This window comes from Rhodococcus globerulus NBRC 14531, assembly GCF_001894805.1.
Taxonomy (GTDB): Bacteria; Actinomycetota; Actinomycetes; order Mycobacteriales; family Mycobacteriaceae; genus Rhodococcus_F; species Rhodococcus_F globerula.
Genome location: NZ_BCWX01000003.1, coordinates 897,814 through 916,003, shown reverse-complemented (window position 1 = coordinate 916,003; position 18,190 = coordinate 897,814). Strand labels below are relative to the sequence as shown.

General features: G+C 60.6%; 14 protein-coding genes. 3 read left to right on the top strand and 11 right to left on the bottom strand.

Annotated features, from left to right (window positions below; translation table 11 throughout):
• Window position 1 precedes the first annotated feature (1 nt).
• The 8 genes from mfd to RG2_RS32375 form a co-directional block, all read right to left on the bottom strand.
• Window positions 2–3,628, bottom strand: coding sequence for a transcription-repair coupling factor (mfd, locus tag RG2_RS19575; RefSeq protein WP_051730510.1), 3,627 nt, complete (start codon window positions 3,626–3,628; stop codon window positions 2–4).
• Between the two features lie 103 nt (window positions 3,629–3,731).
• A complete protein-coding gene (locus RG2_RS19570; protein WP_051730511.1) occupies window positions 3,732–6,275 on the bottom strand; it encodes a glycosyl hydrolase 2 galactose-binding domain-containing protein in 2,544 nt (847 codons plus the stop codon).
• Window positions 6,275–7,261 carry a DUF1839 family protein gene (locus RG2_RS19565; protein ID WP_033234562.1) on the bottom strand — a complete coding sequence of 329 codons (987 nt, stop codon included), beginning with the start codon at window positions 7,259–7,261 and terminating at the stop codon, window positions 6,275–6,277. Before RG2_RS19565 ends, RG2_RS19570 begins: the two co-directional genes overlap by 1 nt.
• Complete coding sequence (locus tag RG2_RS19560; protein WP_051730512.1) at window positions 7,261–8,217, bottom strand: amino acid--[acyl-carrier-protein] ligase; 957 nt, start codon at window positions 8,215–8,217, stop codon at window positions 7,261–7,263. The genes RG2_RS19565 and RG2_RS19560 overlap by 1 nt, the downstream gene beginning before the upstream one ends.
• On the bottom strand, window positions 8,214–9,404 hold the full coding sequence (locus RG2_RS19555) for an acyl-CoA dehydrogenase family protein (protein WP_051730513.1): 1,191 nt from the start codon (window positions 9,402–9,404) through the stop codon (window positions 8,214–8,216). Before RG2_RS19555 ends, RG2_RS19560 begins: the two co-directional genes overlap by 4 nt.
• A complete protein-coding gene (locus RG2_RS19550) occupies window positions 9,401–9,643 on the bottom strand; it encodes an acyl carrier protein (protein ID WP_033234563.1) in 243 nt (80 codons plus the stop codon). Before RG2_RS19550 ends, RG2_RS19555 begins: the two co-directional genes overlap by 4 nt.
• The gene (locus RG2_RS19545; protein WP_080711734.1) at window positions 9,640–10,113 is read right to left on the bottom strand and encodes a holo-ACP synthase; all 474 of its coding nucleotides are present in this window, start codon (window positions 10,111–10,113) and stop codon (window positions 9,640–9,642) included. The genes RG2_RS19550 and RG2_RS19545 overlap by 4 nt, the downstream gene beginning before the upstream one ends.
• Before the next feature lie 1,047 nt (window positions 10,114–11,160).
• Window positions 11,161–11,301: a hypothetical protein gene (locus tag RG2_RS32375; protein WP_230590153.1), complete on the bottom strand. Its 141-nt coding sequence runs from the start codon at window positions 11,299–11,301 to the stop codon at window positions 11,161–11,163.
• A 317-nt stretch (window positions 11,302–11,618) separates the two neighbouring features.
• On the opposite strand from RG2_RS32375, the gene RG2_RS32370 reads away from it, so the two are divergent.
• Window positions 11,619–11,747, top strand: a complete 129-nt coding sequence (locus tag RG2_RS32370) for a hypothetical protein (RefSeq protein ID WP_255285229.1) — start codon at window positions 11,619–11,621, stop codon at window positions 11,745–11,747.
• Window positions 11,748–12,203: 456 nt separating this feature from the next.
• On the opposite strand, the gene RG2_RS19535 is transcribed toward RG2_RS32370, so the two are convergent.
• Together RG2_RS19535 and RG2_RS19530 are read right to left on the bottom strand one after the other, a co-directional pair.
• Window positions 12,204–13,070: a mycofactocin-coupled SDR family oxidoreductase gene (locus RG2_RS19535; protein WP_033234564.1), complete on the bottom strand. Its 867-nt coding sequence runs from the start codon at window positions 13,068–13,070 to the stop codon at window positions 12,204–12,206.
• 51 nt (window positions 13,071–13,121) lie between these two features.
• A complete protein-coding gene (locus RG2_RS19530; RefSeq protein WP_033234565.1) occupies window positions 13,122–14,618 on the bottom strand; it encodes an aldehyde dehydrogenase family protein in 1,497 nt (498 codons plus the stop codon).
• A gap of 124 nt (window positions 14,619–14,742) precedes the next feature.
• Between RG2_RS19530 and RG2_RS19525 the strand changes: the two genes are divergently transcribed.
• Window positions 14,743–15,342: a TetR/AcrR family transcriptional regulator gene (locus tag RG2_RS19525; RefSeq protein WP_051730514.1), complete on the top strand. Its 600-nt coding sequence runs from the start codon at window positions 14,743–14,745 to the stop codon at window positions 15,340–15,342.
• A gap of 7 nt (window positions 15,343–15,349) precedes the next feature.
• Here the strand turns inward: RG2_RS19525 and RG2_RS19520 are convergent, their stop codons facing one another.
• Window positions 15,350–16,099, bottom strand: coding sequence for an SDR family NAD(P)-dependent oxidoreductase (locus RG2_RS19520; RefSeq protein WP_230590154.1), 750 nt, complete (start codon window positions 16,097–16,099; stop codon window positions 15,350–15,352).
• 356 nt (window positions 16,100–16,455) lie between these two features.
• Here RG2_RS19520 and RG2_RS19515 point away from each other — a divergent pair, with 356 nt between their 5' ends.
• Window positions 16,456–18,135, top strand: coding sequence for an FAD-dependent oxidoreductase (locus RG2_RS19515; protein ID WP_033234567.1), 1,680 nt, complete (start codon window positions 16,456–16,458; stop codon window positions 18,133–18,135).
• Window positions 18,136–18,190: the final 55 nt, after the last annotated feature.

The following is an 18,190-nucleotide window of genomic DNA, read 5'->3' as shown; positions in this document are numbered from 1 at the left end:
GTCATGCCTCCATCACCACGGCACTCGCGGCGCGACCGTCGATCGCCAGGATGAAATCGGCAATGTACTGCAGCAATTCCACATCGCGCAGGCGATCGGAACCCACTCCCCCGGTTCGCGGCAGTGGCAGCTGCACCAAGCCTGTCGTCGCCCGGTACTGCGCGCTCGGATAGATCCGCTTGAGCCTGATCTGCTTGGAATCGGGCAGCGACATGGGCGAGATCTTGAGTTGAGTACCGGTTACCGCCACTTCCTCGAGTTGGTACTCGCGGCACAGCAGCCGCAGCTTCGCCACCGATACGAGTCGACGCACTTCTTCCGGTATCGGGCCGTACCGGTCAACAAGTTCTTCTACGACGGCAGCGATGCCCTCGGAATCTGTTGCGGCAGCAATCTTTCGATAACCTTCGAGACGAAGCCGATCGCTGGTGACATAGTCCGGCGGAATATGTGCGTCGACGGGTAGATCGATGCGAACCTCTTTCGGGCCCTCGTCGGTCGTGATCGGGAGCCCGTCAGCGGCGGCGCGGTAGGCCTCGACCGCCTCGCCGACCAGGCGGACGTACAGGTCGAACCCGACGCCGGCAACGTGTCCGGACTGCTCGGCGCCGAGGACGTTACCGGCGCCGCGGATTTCGAGGTCCTTCATGGCAACGGCCATACCGGCGCCGAGATCGGAGTTCTGCGAAATGGTGGCAAGGCGATCGTATGCCGTTTCGGTCAACGGCTTCTCCGGCGGATACAGGAAGTATGCGTATCCGCGTTCCCGGCTGCGTCCGACGCGACCTCGCAACTGGTGGAGCTGTGAGAGGCCGAGTGAATCAGCGCGCTCGACGATCAACGTATTCGCGTTGGAGATATCGAGACCCGTCTCGATGATCGTGGTACACACCAGGACGTCGAAATCTCTCTCCCAGAATCCTTGAACCGTTTTCTCGAGAGTGTCCTCGTTCATCTGACCGTGGGCGACCACAACCCGCGCTTCCGGTACCAGTTCACGGATTCGCTTGGCAGCCTTGTCGATCGAGCTGACGCGGTTGTGAACGTAGAACACCTGACCGTCGCGCAGGAGCTCGCGCCTGATGGCGGCCGCGACCTGCTTGTCTGCATACGCCCCGACGTACGTCAGAATCGGATGACGCTCTTCCGGCGGGGTCAGAATGGTAGACATCTCGCGGATGCCGGCCATGCTCATTTCCAGCGTACGAGGGATCGGCGTTGCAGACATGGTCAGAACATCGACGTGGGTCCGCAAGGATTTGATGTGTTCCTTGTGCTCGACGCCGAATCTCTGTTCCTCGTCGACGATCACCAAACCGAGGTCCTTCCACCGAACGCCGGTCTGCAGCAGACGATGTGTGCCGATGACGATGTCGATCTCGCCCTCGGCCATGGAAGTGATGATTTCCTTGGAGTCCTTGGCGTCGGTGAAGCGCGACAATCCGCGTACCTTCACCGGGAACGACGCCATCCGTTCGGTAAACGTCTGAAGGTGCTGCTGCGCCAGCAGAGTTGTCGGAACCAGGACAGCCACCTGCTTACCGTCCTGTACCGCTTTGAAGGCGGCTCGCACAGCGATCTCGGTCTTGCCGTATCCGACGTCACCGATCACGACGCGGTCCATCGGGACGGCTTTCTCCATGTCGCCCTTGACTTCACTGATCACGGTCAGCTGATCGACCGTCTCGGTGAACGCAAAGGCGTCCTCGAGTTCCTTCTGCCACGGAGTGTCGGGGCCGAATGCATGGCCGGGTGCTGCCTGACGCGCGGCATAGAGCTGCACGAGTTCGCCCGCGATTTCACGAACCGCTTTGCGTGCCTTACGTTTTGTGTTCGCCCAATCGGATCCACCGAGCTTGCTCAGCGCGGGCAGCTCACCGCCGACATAGCGGGAGAGCTGATCGAGCGATTCCATCGGCACGAACAACCGGTCCCCCGGATGGCCTCGCTTGCTGGCAGCGTATTCGATGACCAGGTACTCACGCCTGGCCCCGCCGATGGTGCGTTCCACCATCTCGACAAAGCGGCCGATACCGTGCTGGTCGTGAACGACCATGTCGCCTGCGGCAAGTGCAAGCGGATCCACTTGGTTGCGACGCTTGGCCGGCAACCGCTTACCGTCGCCCACTGCCGCAACTCGATTGCCGGTGAGGTCGGCCTCGGTGACGACAACCATTCCGGGAACGTCGCCGTCGCCGTGCAGAACCAGACCGTCGTGCAACGATCCACGCAATACCGAGACCTGACCGCGTGCCGGGACCGCACCTGGCTCAGCCATTGTGGCCGGAACCTCGGCCTCACCGAGTCGTTCGAGGACTCGTTTTGCCGTTCCGGCACCGGCAACAACCACGGCCGCGCGTCCACCCGTGGTCACGTGCGCACGGAGGCTGACGAAGAGCTCGGCAAGAAGATCGTCCGACCCACGCACCTGCGGGGCAGGCTGAATCGGGAGTTCGAGTTCTTCACCACTCCCCGATGCCAGCGGGCTGACGGTCCACCACGGACGCCCACCCGCTTCTGCGGATTCGCGCACCTGACGCAGCGACCGGTAGGCAGACGCGCCGAGCCCCGAGTCGCCGCCGGCGAGGATGGAGGTATCGAGGGGTGCCGCGCCGCCGATAGACGCCGCAGTCCACGACGCTTCCAGGAACTCCTGCCCGGTGCGAACCAAATCCGTTGCGCGGGTGCGCACTTTCTCCGGGTCACAGAGCAGAATGTGGGTTCCGGCGGGAAGAACATCGGAAAGTAATTGCAATTCACCAGGTTTCAGCACCGGAAGCAACGCCTCCATGCCCTCCACCGGAATACCCGCCGAGATTTTGTCCAGCATCTCCACCAGCGAGGCGTCGGCCTGGTTCTCTGCGGCAATCGCGGCAGCCCGATCCCGAACGTCGGGGGTCAACAACAATTCACGGCACGGCGGCGCGATGACGAGGTCGACGTCGATATCCGGTAGCGAACGCTGGTCGGCAACGGAGAAGTAGCGCAGCTCCGAAACCTCGTCGCCCCAGAACTCGATGCGAACAGGGTGATCCGCGGTGGGTGAGAAAAGGTCGAGAATGCCGCCCCGCACTGCGAACTCGCCGCGCTTGCCGACCATGTCGACGCGGGTGTACGCCATTTCCACCAGCCGGACCAGAACCGACTCGAAGTCGATCTCGGTGCCGACGCGCAGTGTGATCGGCTCGATCTCACCCAGCCCGGGGGCCATCGGCTGAACCAGAGAGCGCACGGTCGTGACCACAACCCGCAGCGGCGCACCGTACGAGGAATCGTCAGGACGAGCAAGGCGTCGGAGAACCTCGATACGCCGCCCGACGGTATCCGCGCTGGGCGAGAGCCGCTCGTGAGGCAACGTTTCCCACGACGGGAACTGTGCAACCGATCCGCCGATCATCTCGGTGAGTTCGGCCGTCAGATCGTCGGCTTCACGACCTGTTGCGGTCACCAACAGCACTGGCGTTCGCGATGCAAGCGCGGCCGCGATGAACGGCCTCGCCGGTTTCGGCGCAACGATGTCGAGGGTGGCTCTACCGATCGCCTCGGTCACCGAGGCGAAGGCCGCGTCTGCGAGCGCGGCCTCGGCAAGGCCGGCAAGCGAAGTCTGGGCGGCGGGCAAGGCAGTCAACGAATGCGCTCCTCGGCGGTGACGGCGAGCTGCGGACGAACAACCCGAGCGTCACCCACCAGCAGTGGCGTGACGCCGAGTCGATTCTATCCGCGAGCGTGCCCTACCTCCGCGGAACCCGCTTGGTCGACGGTTGCCGAGGTGGATCGGCAACCAACGGCGGGCTGACCGGGGCGCTGGAATGGGAATTGAGTGCTCGAACGCGACCGATCACCATCTTCGCCTGACCGGTGCGACGCAACCTCACCGTCCGCGCACCGCCTGGTGCGAGATGAAACCAGGAATCTTCGGGCTCGAACCCCTGCAGGTCCAGCGACACGTATTGCGCCGTACCTTCCGAGGTGACGTCGACAAACCAGTCGTCGCCGACACTGCGGGCAATGGCGGCGAGGCCGACGGTGCGTTCCAGGGGTCTGGCCGGGCTTCCCAACAGATGCACAACTTCGTCGATAACCACGCCTTCCTCGTTCTCGAGAGTGATGGTGACTGCGTCGTAGTTGCGCGGCCCGAACTTGAAGACGTGCGTGAGATCGGTGAATCGCCCCACCACCTCGTCGACCGTCAGACTCCGTTTCCCGTGGGCGTCGACCTTGACGGGCGCGACCACATCCACCGGGACCACACCAGACCTGTTGTGCGCTCGGATACGGATTTCGGCAACCAACGGGTCACCGGTCTCGTTGATCACGTCGAGCCGGAGTCCGTCCAGACCGTCGTCGGTGACAATAAGGGCCACGGGTTTCGAGTACCGCCGTAGCACGTACCACGGAGCCTTCGGTGTGCCATGCCAGTCGAGGATTCCCCACCCTGGCCCAGGTTCGAGATCCATCAAAGCCAAGGTCAACGCACCGTCACAACCGGAATCTGCTCGACGCCAGTAACCGAGTGCTGCGCCGAAGGCCTCGCAGATCGCCGCACGCCCCAAGTCGAGATAGCGTTCCGGATCGGACCAGCGAACCTCACTCGGATCCTCGCCGAACAACGTTCTGACGTAGTGATCACGAACGTCCTCGAAGTCCCAGGACGACCCGTTGTCCCGTGGCACAGCAGCCTTCCACGACGGGTGGTGGCCGGCTACGGACACAGAGCCGAACTCGTTCTCGACGGCAGTGTTCGACGGCGGAATGGAGAACGCCAGGCACTCGGTTGCGAATCGCACCCGCGCGCTCAACACATCGTCGAGTGGACGCCGGTACCCGCCTATTCCGAAGTAGTGGGCGATACCGGTGCCTACGTGAGTCGCCAATGTTTCACGGTCGGGCGGTGCGGACGGAGACGAAGTGACGTACTCGAGTCCCGGTGCGAGTTCCTCGAGCATCGCAGGCAAGCGGGAATGAATGATCGAGATGTGCTGATCGACCAGACCGAGCATGGTCGGTTGCTGTTCGGTTTCACTTCCTCCGCAGAAAACCGCGAGCGCCGGGTTGCCACCGACCTGTTGCAGGAACGCACGTACCTCGGCGGCAAAGAGTGCAAAGAACTCGTCGGTGTCTGGCGGATCGAGCGTCGCGAGCATCGCGTCCTGCCAGACGAGAATGCCCAACCTCGAGCATTCGTTCCAGAAGTGATCACTCTCGTAGACTATGGTTCCCGGAATACGCAGCATGTTCACGCCGGACGCTGCACAACGCTCGAGCACCGACGTTGTTTGCGCCTCGCCGCGGAAGGAGACGGGATCGGTGGGCACCCACACCGATCCCCGGCAATACACGTCGACCCCATTGACCGATACTCGAAATCCACCGCCGGTTCGATCTACCTCGAGACTACGAAAACCGATGTGCCCCAGGTGGAGCACATCTCTGCCCACGTCGATCGACACAGAGTATCGATGCGGCCGACCGTGCGTGTGCGGCCACCAGAGATCCACATCAGGAATTTCGACGACGCCGGATACGACGGCAAGTCCACCGTCTCGCGATGTCACTGTGAGGGAACCACGAACGTTTCCGACGGTCACCGGCACTGCCGTGACAGTGCGGGGCAGACCCGTGAGACGCGCCGAGATCTCGACGGCCCCGGACGTTCCATCGACGGTAGCGTGAAGAGTCCGGGAAACGACGCTTGCCTTGCCGACGTCCAACAATCGAATACCCCGCCACGGCCCCACCGGCACCGGCACACCGGCGAATACGGGTGCACTCCCCAGCAGTGTTGTACGTATCCATCGCAGGCCCTGCTCACGCACCAACGACGAACGCCATCGGCCACGAGGCCGACGCGTACTCAGAACTGTTGCCAGAGAATGAAAGTGGATCGAGAGTGTGAATTCACGACTCTTGGCCGCCTCACGGGTTACGACTACCTCACCGGGAACGAACATGGACTCAGAAGACAAGACGACAGTGTCATCGACCCAGACGTCCGCGCCCGCCGTCAGCCCCTGGAGGTGGAGCAGCCACGACCCCTCACCGGCCGTGGCAACCCTCGTGACGAACCACCAATCACTGGCGTCGGCAGCCACCCGACGAGCCGCAGCGGAGCCGTCGGCTTCGCGGACCGCCCCGGCCACCGTGCCCGGCACCGTAGCCGGTAGCCATCCCGTCTTTCCCGACAGCTGCGCGGGATTCACGATTTCGCCGGGTTGCGTTGCGATACAGCGCCACTGCGCTTCCTCGAGAAGATCTGTAGCGTATTTCCGCGGCATCACACCAACCTGAGATGTCGCTGGGAATCAACTCCGACAATGGAGGTGATGATGTCCATGGACTGTGTCCAGGACACCGCCATCTCGTCGAGTTGATCACGGGGATCCACAACGCGCCCCCTCGCCGCACGCGCCATCTGAAATTGCACACTCTTGGCGCCCGCAGCGACACTGCGGAACCCCGCCGCCGCCTGCGCTGTACCGGAAAACCCTGACGCATCGAGAAATTCGCTGACATCGCCGGCAAGTTCAGCGCTGGCGCCGCACTGCCTCAGCAACCCGAACGACCACAGATGGAATGCCTCCATGCCGGCTGTGCGGATCCACTCCGAATCCTCGACGACCCTGCGCCCCAGCTCGCGTACCGGATTTCCCGGAGGCCGAACTGCCGCGTTCCGACGAGCTACTTCTGCGATGTTTCCCGCGTTCATCTCGTGAACGGGCGAAAGACGGACCTGCTCGACGTAAGGAACGAAAGGCGGGATGCTCGAACGATCGAGATCGAACACCCCGGAAAAATCGTCGCCCCGAAGTACATAATATCCACTGTTGTGGAAGTACTCGAGTTCTCCCGCTACTCGATCGATCCGGTTGGGGACAATTGTTGTCTTGGTATGCGTCTCATGGTAACTCGTACCCAATGTGTCCGGCAGCCAGTAACCGTCGACCTCCACCGTAGACAACATTCCTGCCTCGAGGTTGTCCTCGACGTGTATCAGTGGCGCGCGCCAGACGTTCATCTCGGCAACGTCGATCCCGTAGAGCGCAAAGATATCCTCGGCCTTGAACTTGAGGAACGTCCACTGAGCACCGTCGAACCGTGACGCAAACGCACATGCCATGGCGGGAACCGGGTCGAGGCCGAGCGAATGCAGAACCTCGATCCAGAGATCCAGGTAACAGTTCGTCTGCGCCCACACCCGGTCCTCGTGATGCACGGCATGTGAGTTGTAGCGATCAGGGGTGATATCGAGGAGTCTGGCCATCACAAACCCATATGTCCACGGACGCCGCCTGGCCAGGCAGCAATGTCAAGACCGTGTGTTCGCAAGAGAGACAGAGCGATTCGCTCCATTCCGAAACCGACGCAGGAACTGTGCGCAACCTCCCCGTTGGCGGTAGTGATGTCGAATGTCTTGCCGAAGTGATCGAGGTGGTTGTTGGATGACACGATTGCCGTGCCCTCGTCGAGATCGCCGTACAACCGAACTGTCAACTCCGTCTTCAGGTTTTCATCGCGTTGGTTGGCCGCCAACATCCGGCCCGCCCTTCCGAAGAACGGATCGTTGGCAATGACCGGCGTGGCATCGAGGCCGAGGTCGCCCAAGACTCCCATTCCGCGTTCGATCCACTTTTTGCGGTGAGCTGCAGCGGCGTCGGCGTCGCCGATCGTCACGAACTCGTGCATGCGGAACGCCTGCATACGGGCTGGATCGATGGCCGGTTCGTGCCGAAAGCAGAATCCGTAGATATCAAGAAGCACTCCGCCTTCGGGCAACTCACCCGTGTACTGAGCGTAGGCGGGGTGGCACGCGGCCGACACCAACATCGTCTCGGTCGGTTCGAGATAGCGATCCCACGATTCACCGTTGGCGCGATCTGCGAGCAACTGTGAGTGATCACGATTGCTTCCGTTGAAAGTATTGATGGCACCGGTCAAGTTGGGGAACGACGCGATGTAATCGGTGCGCTCGAAACTCGTGCGAGGAAACACCGGTGGAAAGCGCAGACGCGTTGCTGCGGATCCGGGACCCGCAGCAACGACCACGCGGTCGATTCCGTCGATGATGTCCTCGAACAACCCGGAACGTCCGTAAAGACCTAGGACATTTGTCTCGATGAGAATTCCCGCACTCAGCAATTCACGCTGAAACTCGGCCCTGGCGAGATCGAGTTCGGAAGGGGTGGAATCGGTCTCGGCGTTCACGAAGTCGGTAGTCACATTGTTCCTTGGTATCCGATGGCCATTTGAGCGGACCCAGCCATGATGCGATCGTTGTTCACCATCACGGCAGCCCCGTGGGCATCACGGAGATGACGCCCGAGCGAGAACTCACTGTCTTCTCGGTACCCGGAGATACCGCAGATCAACATCGTCTGACCGACAATCTCCACCACAGATCTCGATGTGGCGACCTTCAGGTTGTTCATCGACAGCGAGAACCCGACACTGTCGGTTGTCGTCGCCCCATCCAGTTCGCCGCGAGCGCAGACGGCGCGGTCGTAGCGACTGGCGGATGCGTCAACCAAGTCCGCGAATTGTTGAGCAGTGGACGCTGTTTCAGCCAGACGAAGCGCTGCCGGCGACGAGACTCCCGGCTGCTTGCGCGCCGCGGCGCGCACGTACTTGCGCGCCTTGTCGAGTGCCGCGTCAGCGATGCCGAGCCACACCGAACTCCACACGACGTGCGACACTGGCAACATCGTGTTGGTGGAAATGTCGGCGTACGGAGTATCGATCATCATGTCCGGCGTGGACGTCGCCCGCAGGATGTACCCGAGGCTGCATGTTCCCCGCAACCCGAATGCGTTCCATTCGGCAGTCCTTTCCAGTGTGAGATCCCCGCTGCGACAGACAACAAGAACCTGATCGTTCGGCTGACTTTCCGGCGAACGTCGGGCGGTGACCAGAATCGCGTCTGCATGCTCGCCGTACGAGATCACCGGCGCGTTCTTGATCAGCAGCAGATGGCCACCGAGATCCTCTACAGCGCAGTAACTTCGGCTGACGTCGCCGCCGATTCCCAACTCCGTTGTTGCCGATGCGAGCAGCAACTGCTTTTCGACGGATTCGACCACGAACGCCCGCAGCGCCTCGGTGTTGCCGTGCTTGACCAGGGAGTAGATCTGCGTCTGATGCATCGCAAAGATCATTCCGCTGGACGCACAGCGTGATCCGATGATCCGCGCGATGGTGGCAACCTCACGCAAGGACAAGCCGTCGCCACCGAGCTCGGCGGGAACGGCGACAGAGAGCAGACGCTGCTCGCGCATCGCAGCAACCGCCTCGACGGGGAATCGAGAGTCTTCGTCCACCTCGGCCGCCCACACGGCAGCAACTTCGTCTGCGACACGGCGTGCCCGATCGAGGGCGGGCTCGACAATAACGTCGGGATGCGGAATGCTCACGCTTCACCCAGGCCGATCAACGCACTCTCGATCGCCCTGACGCTGGCAAAAGTGCTCTTCCGGAGCAACTCGTCCGGGAATTCGATATCGAACGAATCTTCCAGCGCCAGCATCACATTGACACTCGCATGGGAGGTCAAACCCAACGCGTACAGATCGGCGTCGATGTCGATTGTGCCGACGTCGACTGCAAGCCGACCATGCTCCATGAGCACTTTGCGAATTGCCTGATCACTCATCGGTGACTTAGTCCTTCTGTTTGTTGCGAACGGCCGCGATGCATGGCAATCACCATGGCGATAGCGACGTCGGCCTCATGCGAAATAGACACTTGAAAATCCTGAAGATCCTGCGCCACAGCAAGTTTTGCTGCTTCGCCGAAAAGCTCTACCCCACATCCCCCCCACAGCTCACGCGTAATCTCGATGGAATTCCACGGAATTGCTGTGTCCGCGGGCCGGAGAACCTTGACCACTGCTTCCTTCGCGGCAAAGCGCGCCGCGAGTCGCTGATCCCTGGCAGCCCCGCTGCAGATCTCCAACTCGCGTGCGGTGAACGTCCGCTCGAGGTATCGGCTCCCGAACAGATCGATACTTCGACTGACATCCACGACATTGACGACGTCGCAGCCGATCCGGGGGGTCCCATCGAATGTTGCTGACGAAACAGCCGAAACTGCCGAAGTCCCCGACGGTACAGATTCACCCATCTTCGATACCCCTTTCATCGATGGACCGGGCGACCCCCTACCCCGCCCGGTACACCGACTTCGTCTCGAACAATCGAGCTTCCCTGACCGATCGACAGGTTGCAGCAATTGTTCAGCTACTGGAAGAACATACCGCAACGTCGAGCAGGTCGGCAAGATCAGACCATCGGACATTTAGTTACGGGATAAACATACTCTGAGTTTGTTTCAAAAGCCCAATATAGGCCAATACCACTTCCGTGACACGATTAGATCCACACAAATGGGAGATACATCCCACCAACTGTCCAGGTCACCGACCCGAGCGCCATTCGGACCGGCGCAACCAGATTGCGACCCCGGACAAATTGGACGTCCCCTTATTTGTTCGGATTGTCCACCGGAAGTTACGGGATCGGGCCACATTTCGCAGGATCCCGTTGTCGCGACCACGCGCCCTTCCCGTGGAAGAGGTAGGGAATCTTCCCACCTGGGTCGCTCTTCATGCATTCGCGAAAAGCCGCAGCGAGGACGATCGTGCACTGTTTAGCGGAATTGCTCCCGAATAGCCGTCCCTCGGATGCAGTTTCACTGCGCGCGTTTGATGGCTTTGGACGCCAGCGTCCGATCCTTAGCCAATTCTAGCTACCCTCCCCAATTGACGGTCCGGGGCCGGCGTTGCGGATCCGCGTCGGGTTCCTCGCGGCGTACGTTGGAGGAGCACTCCGACCGGTTTGGTGGGGGCGACATTTTGGGAGGGTGGGAGTTCGCCACCAATCGACTAAATGGTGTCGAACATGGACTGCAATTCCTTGTCTTCTAGCGGCCGTCGTTTTCGGTGTCGAAACAGGCTGTCCGCATAGCCTCCATTGCAGGTCAGGAGCTCCGCGAACATTGCGATTCCCGAACTACCGAACTACGACCACTGCACCAAGGCAGGTCGCCGCACATGCGGAAGATGCACTCCGTACCCCAGCCAACGGAGCCTTCACTTCAGGCTTCTCGGACAGGCGGCGCATCTGTCCAGCACAGATCCTGGTACTCAGATCGGAATACTCAGAGATGTTGCTAGCCCCGCGGCGGATCGTTATCCCTGTTCGCGTCCGGCGACAGCAGCCGGCGCCCGCGCCGCGGGCGATAAGGGTTCGAACCGAAGGCTGCAACGGCCGCGGCATCAACAAAAATCGGCATCAGACTGGACTCGGTCATCGATGCGATCTCCTCGAGTAGGCTGCCTCCCAAGAGGTATGGCCCTGGTTCGGCAGACGGGCAGAGGACTACGACACCGCTGCAGTCACTGGCCAAGACGGTGTTCGCAGTGCTTTGCATTCCCCTGTCCACATACCGATGCCTATCGATCGTCACTGACGGCCACACCCCTGGAACGGCACAACTCGCCGCGAAGGCAGCAACAAGCGAAGTCCCCTGATCCCCCTCGAACACTACGAGCTCCCCCGAACTGCACATCGATCGCCGTGATCATCAGCAACCGATTCGGCCAATCGTGCAAGGGAAGGCGAGCTTCGATGACTGACCTGCGCACGACTTCGCTGACTGTGGGAGCCCTCAATGCCGAAGCGCCGATCCGCACGAGTCGGCCGCGAGGCGACGCGGCCGCGTCGACGAGACCGTGGGCGAAAACCTTCATCAGCTGATCCATCTCGGCGCCCGACTCGATCTCACTTGCCTCCTCTGTGCACATAGTAGAGGTCCAGCAAGCTTGCCCCACTGGCGATTTGCGCGGCCACAGTGGAACAGGAAGACGTGCCGAAGAGGCGCCCGGAATCGAGTAGTGATTGCGCCACACTCATCTACTCGTCTTGGGTCCGAGAAGAAATCCCAACTCCCGCGCGATGCCTCCGACGCCGCCTCCCACCAGCAAAAAGTGCTCGATCCCTCAGCGGCCAGATCCTCCCGTATTGTTGGATGTCACAGCGAGTGGAATACGCTCCGCTGCAAGTGCGACTCAGCCTCCCCCAGAGCATCCGCGAGTTGAGCCAGAGAATCATCTTGCATCTGCAACCGTCCATCGTTGATGTCTGGGTTCTGCTGGTCGCCTTCGCACAGGACGCACGTGGACCGCCGACTGGCGTCAGCCACCCATTCGCCGGTTAGTTGGAAGGCCCACCCGGTGCCTTGAGCAGCGAACCTGCATCAACCCTCAACTGCTGACCGGTGACATACCGGGACTCGTCAGAGGCGAAGTACAGCACCGCATTAGAGATGTCGGCCGGTTCGACGTAGGGAATAGGCATCGCCTGGAACGTTGTAAAGGCAGGCTCCACGTCCTCACGCGTTGGGTGCTCGAGATCCGGACGGAACATGGAGTAGAGACCGTCGTTGTGCAGTAGGTGCGTGTTGCAGTTTGTGGGATGAATACAATTGACACGAATGAATTCCGGAGCCAGGTGCAGTGCGAGTTGCTCCGTGTAGCCCATCAGAATCTTCTTCGACCAACCGTATCCCGCTGAGCCCGGTCCCATGCTCGGATTATCCGTAGTGTTGGGCATCATCGCCGCAGTCGATCCGGTGATCACCACCGACCCATTGCGGCCCAGATGCGGCATTGCCACCGCAACGGTGTTCATCACACCTACGAGGTCAACATCAACTGCGTCGACAAAGTCGGATGCGTGGGGATCACCCATCGCCATCGGCAAGATACCGGCGTTGGCCACAACGATGTCAACATGACCCAGAATCGCGAGTCCCTCATCGAGCGCCGATTTGAGCTGGGATCGGTCTCGAACGTCGGCCTTGACCGTCACGATCCGACGACCCAGCTTCTCGACCAGTGCAGCGGTCTCTGCCAGATCTTCCTCTGTCGCAAGCGGATACGGATTCGACTCGATCTGTGCGCAAATATCGATCGCAATTATGTCGGCGCCCTCTTCAGCCAGCCGCACCGCGTGGCTCCTACCCTGGCCTCGTGCCGCACCGGTGATAAAGGCGACCTTGCCTTCGACACGTCCTGTCATGATTTCTCCTCGTTCAGTGTTGATCGTCGATGAATGGATGTGCTTGATTGATCAGGGGATGTCCAGCGGCAGCGTCGACGCGACGGCCTTAGTTTCGAGATATGTTTCGAGACCTTCGATTCCGCCTTGCCGACCGATGCCGCTGTGCTTGTAGCCGCCGTATGGTGAGTCTGCCCCGTAGAACATGCCGCCGTTGATCATGAATGAACCGGTACGCACCCCGCGGGCGATGGCAAGCGCACGTTCCGGCGAAGACGTGAAGACATTGCCGGACAACCCATAAACACTGTCGTTTGCGAGTCTTATCGCATCGGCGTCATCGTCGAACGGCGTCACAGACAGCACCGGACCAAAGATCTCGGCCTGAGATATCGTGGCCGAATTATCCACGTCGGCAAACAAAGTCGGTTGTATGAAGAAGCCGTTGGGCTGGTCCTCGGGTATTTTCCCGCCGACGATCAGACGGCCACCTTCGGCTTCACCGCGCTTGATGAGGTCGAGGATGTTGGTACGTTGCTTCTCGCTGATAACCGGCCCGGAGAACACACCTGGATCAGTTGGATCACCGTAAGGAATTGCGGCGTAAACCTGTTCGAGCGTGACGATCGCCTCGTCGTAGCGCGATCGGTGCACCAGCAACCGTGTCGGCAACGCACAGCCCTGTCCAGCATGCATGCATGCCGACATGGCCGACGGAAGTGCGAGCCCAAGATCCGCGTCGTCCAAGATTATTCCGGCACTCTTTCCCCCGAGTTCGAGCAGCAACCGCTTGAACGTTGGGGCGGACTTCTCCGCGATCAGCTGTCCCGTTCGGGTGGAACCCGTGAACGAGATCATGTCCACCCGCGGGTCGGTGACCAACTGTTGCGCCACTGCGACGTCACTGGTGGTGATTATATTGACCACTCCGGCCGGAATGTCGGTCTTCTCAGCGATCAGCCGCCCGACACGCGTCGCATTCCACGGTGTTTCGGACGCAGCCTTGACGACCACGGTGTTGCCCGTGGCCAGGATCGGCCCGATCTTGTTGATCAAGATTTCGAACGGAAAGTTCCACGGAACAATTGCCGCAACCACGCCGACCGACTCTTTGAACACATGCCTCATGCTCGTCATCCCCAACAGAGGACTATCGGGCAGACGCCGGTGCCACGACAGCTCACCGACAGCTTCGGCAGGCCACAGGAGCCCCTCAGACAATGGCCAATCAAGCTGTGCCATATACGTAGTCATGAGTGGCGCACCCACCTCGGTAACCAGTTCGTGGCGAAGTTCTTCCACCTCGGACATGATCGCCTCGTGAAGCTGCCGGAGGCAGCGCTGCCGAAACTCGAGATCCGTCGACCACGAGGTGGTGTCGAACGCCCGACGGGACGCGGCGATGGCGGCGTCCATATCGCCCGCAGTGGCGTCGGCGACGCAGCCGACCACTTCTCCTGTCGCCGGATTGACGACGTCGAATGTGGACCCGTCTCCCGAGTGCCACATCTTGCCGTCGAGCAGAAATCGCTCCTCGTGAATGACCGAAACCGATTGTGATGCTGACATTTACATCCTCTCAACCCTGCACGTCTACGTACAGCGAAAGCTGTGGCCCCTGTCACAAGCTACCTTTTGGATCTGAGGTCCACAACCCCTGGCCGTAGTATTGTTTCGCGAGCAGAAAGGGCAGATGACCGAAGTGCAGAAGATCAATCGGGGCGGACGGCCCCGCGTCACCGACAAGGCTGCGATTGCGGCTGTCGGGTTGCGACTGTTCGCCGAACACGGCTATGACACAGTCACTATGGCCGATATCGCCGAGGCCTGCGGAATCGGGCGCAGTACCCTCCTCCGATACTTCGACACCAAGGTGGACATCCTCTGGGATCGCTCGGACGATGAGGTGAGCGCACTGGCCGAGAAATTGCACGCCGTGCCAAAGACTGCCGACGCCGTGACTGTGCTGTGCACGAAGCTTTCAGCAATGCTCATCTATGCGGATTCTGAAATAGACCTACTACGCACGCAGGTGAGAATCCTCTCCGAATCGGTTGACAGAGGGCCACTCGGCTCTGCCCGGTTCAAACCGTGGGAATCCGTGGTCGTCGGGTTCATCACCGAACGCACTCACCACGGGATGAACGACCTGTTCACAAAGCTGTTGGCGCAGAGCCTCTTCAGCGCCGGATGGACGGCATTGACAGTCTGGGCAGAGTCCGACGAAGACCGACCGGAGCGGCTACTCGAGGAAGCTTTTGCACTGGTACGCAACGGTTTCACAACCGAATGACGGTATATCAATCCCACATCAGGCCACCGTCGATAAGCAATGTGTGTCCCGTGACAAATCCCGCCTCGTCCGACAGCAGGTAGGCAACGGCTGCAGCTACCTCATCCGGCCGACCCATGCGGCCCACCGGAATGAGATCTGCCCACACACCCTGCTGCTCAGCGCCAAAGGCGGCCAGACCCTCGGTGAGAATTGTGCCTGGACCGACGGCATTGATCTGAATATTTCGGCGCGCGTATTGCAGTGCAGCATTCTTTGTCAGGCCGACAACGCCATGTTTCGCCGCGGTGTAGGCCGCCATACCCGGGGCATTTTTGGTGCCCGCATTGGACGCCATGTTCACGATCTTCCCGTGACCGGCCTCCACCATATGTGCAAGCTCTCCGCGCATACACAAGAATGTTCCGCGCAGATCGACACTCATCACCGCGTCCCACTCTGCGATGTCCAGCTCATGCAAATCGCCTGGCGTGTGCGCAATTCCGGCATTGTTCACGGCTAGATCCAGGCCGCCAAGGTAGTCAATCGACCCCGCAATGAGCGCGTCGACGCTGTCCGCATCCGAGACGTCTGCCTGAATGAACGTGGCCTGTCCCCCGGCGGCCGTGATTGTTTCGACCGTTGCCGCTCCTCCATTTTCGCTGATGTCGGAAACAACCACCCGCGCTCCGTCTTTCGCGAGTCGAACGGCGATCGCCCGGCCCAGACCTGAACCCGCTCCCGTGACCATTGCTCCGGCCTGCTCAAATGTCATCATCTTCTCCTCAACTGAGTTCGCGGCATGCAGGTTCGACCGGCCCGCTGGGCAGCAACCGAAGTAGTAGAACTTCCCTACTCGACTCCATCGCCGCCGACCAACGACGATGGGTTGGTGCCCATAGTGGCGCTCGCACGCCTCCCCTGTCAATCAATACGCACTCAATCCAATGGTGACGAGCACGTTAGATCAGTGACGAACTTCGACAAAACTCCGCTGAGAACCTGAATTCACAGCCGGCCGAATCCGCCAATGCCACAGACTCAACTGAGAAGTGCAAACCACGTTGCACTTGACAGAACAGTCCACCAGGAACAAAAGTAGACGCTACTGTCAGATACTGGAGGATGATACCCGTGGCTTTTGTAATCTTGCAGGCTTGCTGCAACGACGCCTCCTGCGTTGATGTATGTCCGGTCAACTGCATACATCCGACGCCCGACGAACCGGGCTTCATGCGTGCCGAAATGCTGCATATCGATCCACAATCATGCATCGACTGCGGCGCTTGCGTTGAGGCCTGCCCTGTCGAGGCCATCAAAGCCGAAGACGAGTTATCGGACGAAGAGCTCCCCTACGTCGCGCTCAACGCCGAATATTTCGAGCAACACCCGATGGAGGAAGCTCAGCTCGACGCACCAAAACCACTGTGGCGCAAGGCCGACTTCTCGAATATGCGGGTCGCGATTGTCGGTTCCGGACCGGCAGCGTTCTACGCGGCGTCCGAACTGATCGCACTGCGTGGCGTTCAGGTCGACATGTTCGAACGACTACTCACGCCCTACGGATTGGTGCGGTCCGGGGTCGCACCCGACCATCCTGGCACCAAGGCAGTCACCGACATCTTCCGAACTCTCGAGCGACGCAGGAACTTCAGGTTGCACCTCGGCGTTCAGATCGGCGAGGACCTGACACACGATGAACTGGTGGCACACAACCATGCAGTCATCTACGCAGTTGGGGCCTCCTCGGACCGCCGCCTTGGTATCGAGGGCGAGGATCTGCCCGGCAGCCACACTGCGACCGAGTTTGTCGGCTGGTACAACGGGCATCCCGACTACGCCGACCGCACCTACGACCTGAGCGGTGAACGCGCCGTCATCGTCGGCAACGGTAACGTCGCACTCGACGTCGCCCGCATTCTTCTCACAGATCCTGACGAGCTCGACCGCACCGACATTGCCGATCATGCGTTGGAGGTATTGCGCAACAGTAGTATTCGCGAAGTCGTCGTACTGGGCAGGCGGGGAGTCGCGCAGTCCGGGTACACCAATCCCGAAATGATGGCGCTACGCCATCTGCCGGGCGTAGACCTGGTGATCGATCCCGACGAGGCCCAGATCGACGAGGTGACCCAAGCCATTCTCGACTCGCCGGACACCGAGTCTTCAGTCAAGGCAAAAATCGCACTGGCACGAAAGGTTGCCGACGCCCAGCCTGCGGGCCAATCGAAACGGCTTGTGCTCCGCTACCTCACCTCCCCCACCGAGATCTCGGGTGCCGAGCGCGTGGAGACCGTAACTATCACCCGGAACCGTCTCGAGCAGACGGCAGAGGGCACGGTCATCGCGGTTCCGACCGATTCGACCGAAGTCATCGAAGCCTCAATGGTCTTGCGTGCAGTAGGTTATCGCGGTGTTCCAGTCCCTGGGGTGCCCTTTGACGACGCCCGCGGTGTGATCTCCAACCTCGAAGGTCGAGTTGTGCCTTTGGGTAGCGAGGATCCGATTCACGGTGTGTACGCCACCGGGTGGGTCAAGCGTGGCCCGTCGGGAGTCATCGGAACCAACAAAAAATGCGCAGCTGACACAGTCGATCTACTACTGCAGGACTACGTCGCCGGCGCCCTCCCCTCCCCACAGATCGACGCAGAGTCATTTGCGAAATTGGTATCCGGGCGGGCCCCCGACGTCGTCGACTTCGCAGGCTGGTCGCTGATTGACAAAGCCGAGCGTGCGGCCGGAAAGCCTCGTAACCGGCCACGTGTGAAGTTCGTGGATGTCGACTCGATGATGAACGTCGTACGCGGCGACTGACGGGTACCCACCAATCGCCAATCTCTGCCAACAAATCTGACACCAGTGAGTGTTA

Coding starts and splice junctions, on each gene's coding strand:
- RG2_RS19525 (WP_051730514.1), top strand. CDS start 14,743: ATGACCGAAGTGCAGAAGATCAATCGGGGCGGACGGCCCCGCGTCACC.
- RG2_RS19530 (WP_033234565.1), bottom strand. CDS start 14,618: ATGTCAGCATCACAATCGGTTTCGGTCATTCACGAGGAGCGATTTCTG.
- RG2_RS19570 (WP_051730511.1), bottom strand. CDS start 6,275: ATGCCGCGGAAATACGCTACAGATCTTCTCGAGGAAGCGCAGTGGCGC.
- RG2_RS19550 (WP_033234563.1), bottom strand. CDS start 9,643: ATGAGTGATCAGGCAATTCGCAAAGTGCTCATGGAGCATGGTCGGCTT.
- RG2_RS32370 (WP_255285229.1), top strand. CDS start 11,619: ATGACTGACCTGCGCACGACTTCGCTGACTGTGGGAGCCCTCAATGCC.
- RG2_RS32375 (WP_230590153.1), bottom strand. CDS start 11,301: ATGACCGAGTCCAGTCTGATGCCGATTTTTGTTGATGCCGCGGCCGTT.
- RG2_RS19535 (WP_033234564.1), bottom strand. CDS start 13,070: ATGACAGGACGTGTCGAAGGCAAGGTCGCCTTTATCACCGGTGCGGCA.
- RG2_RS19520 (WP_230590154.1), bottom strand. CDS start 16,099: ATGATGACATTTGAGCAGGCCGGAGCAATGGTCACGGGAGCGGGTTCA.
- RG2_RS19565 (WP_033234562.1), bottom strand. CDS start 7,261: ATGGCCAGACTCCTCGATATCACCCCTGATCGCTACAACTCACATGCC.
- RG2_RS19545 (WP_080711734.1), bottom strand. CDS start 10,113: ATGGGTGAATCTGTACCGTCGGGGACTTCGGCAGTTTCGGCTGTTTCG.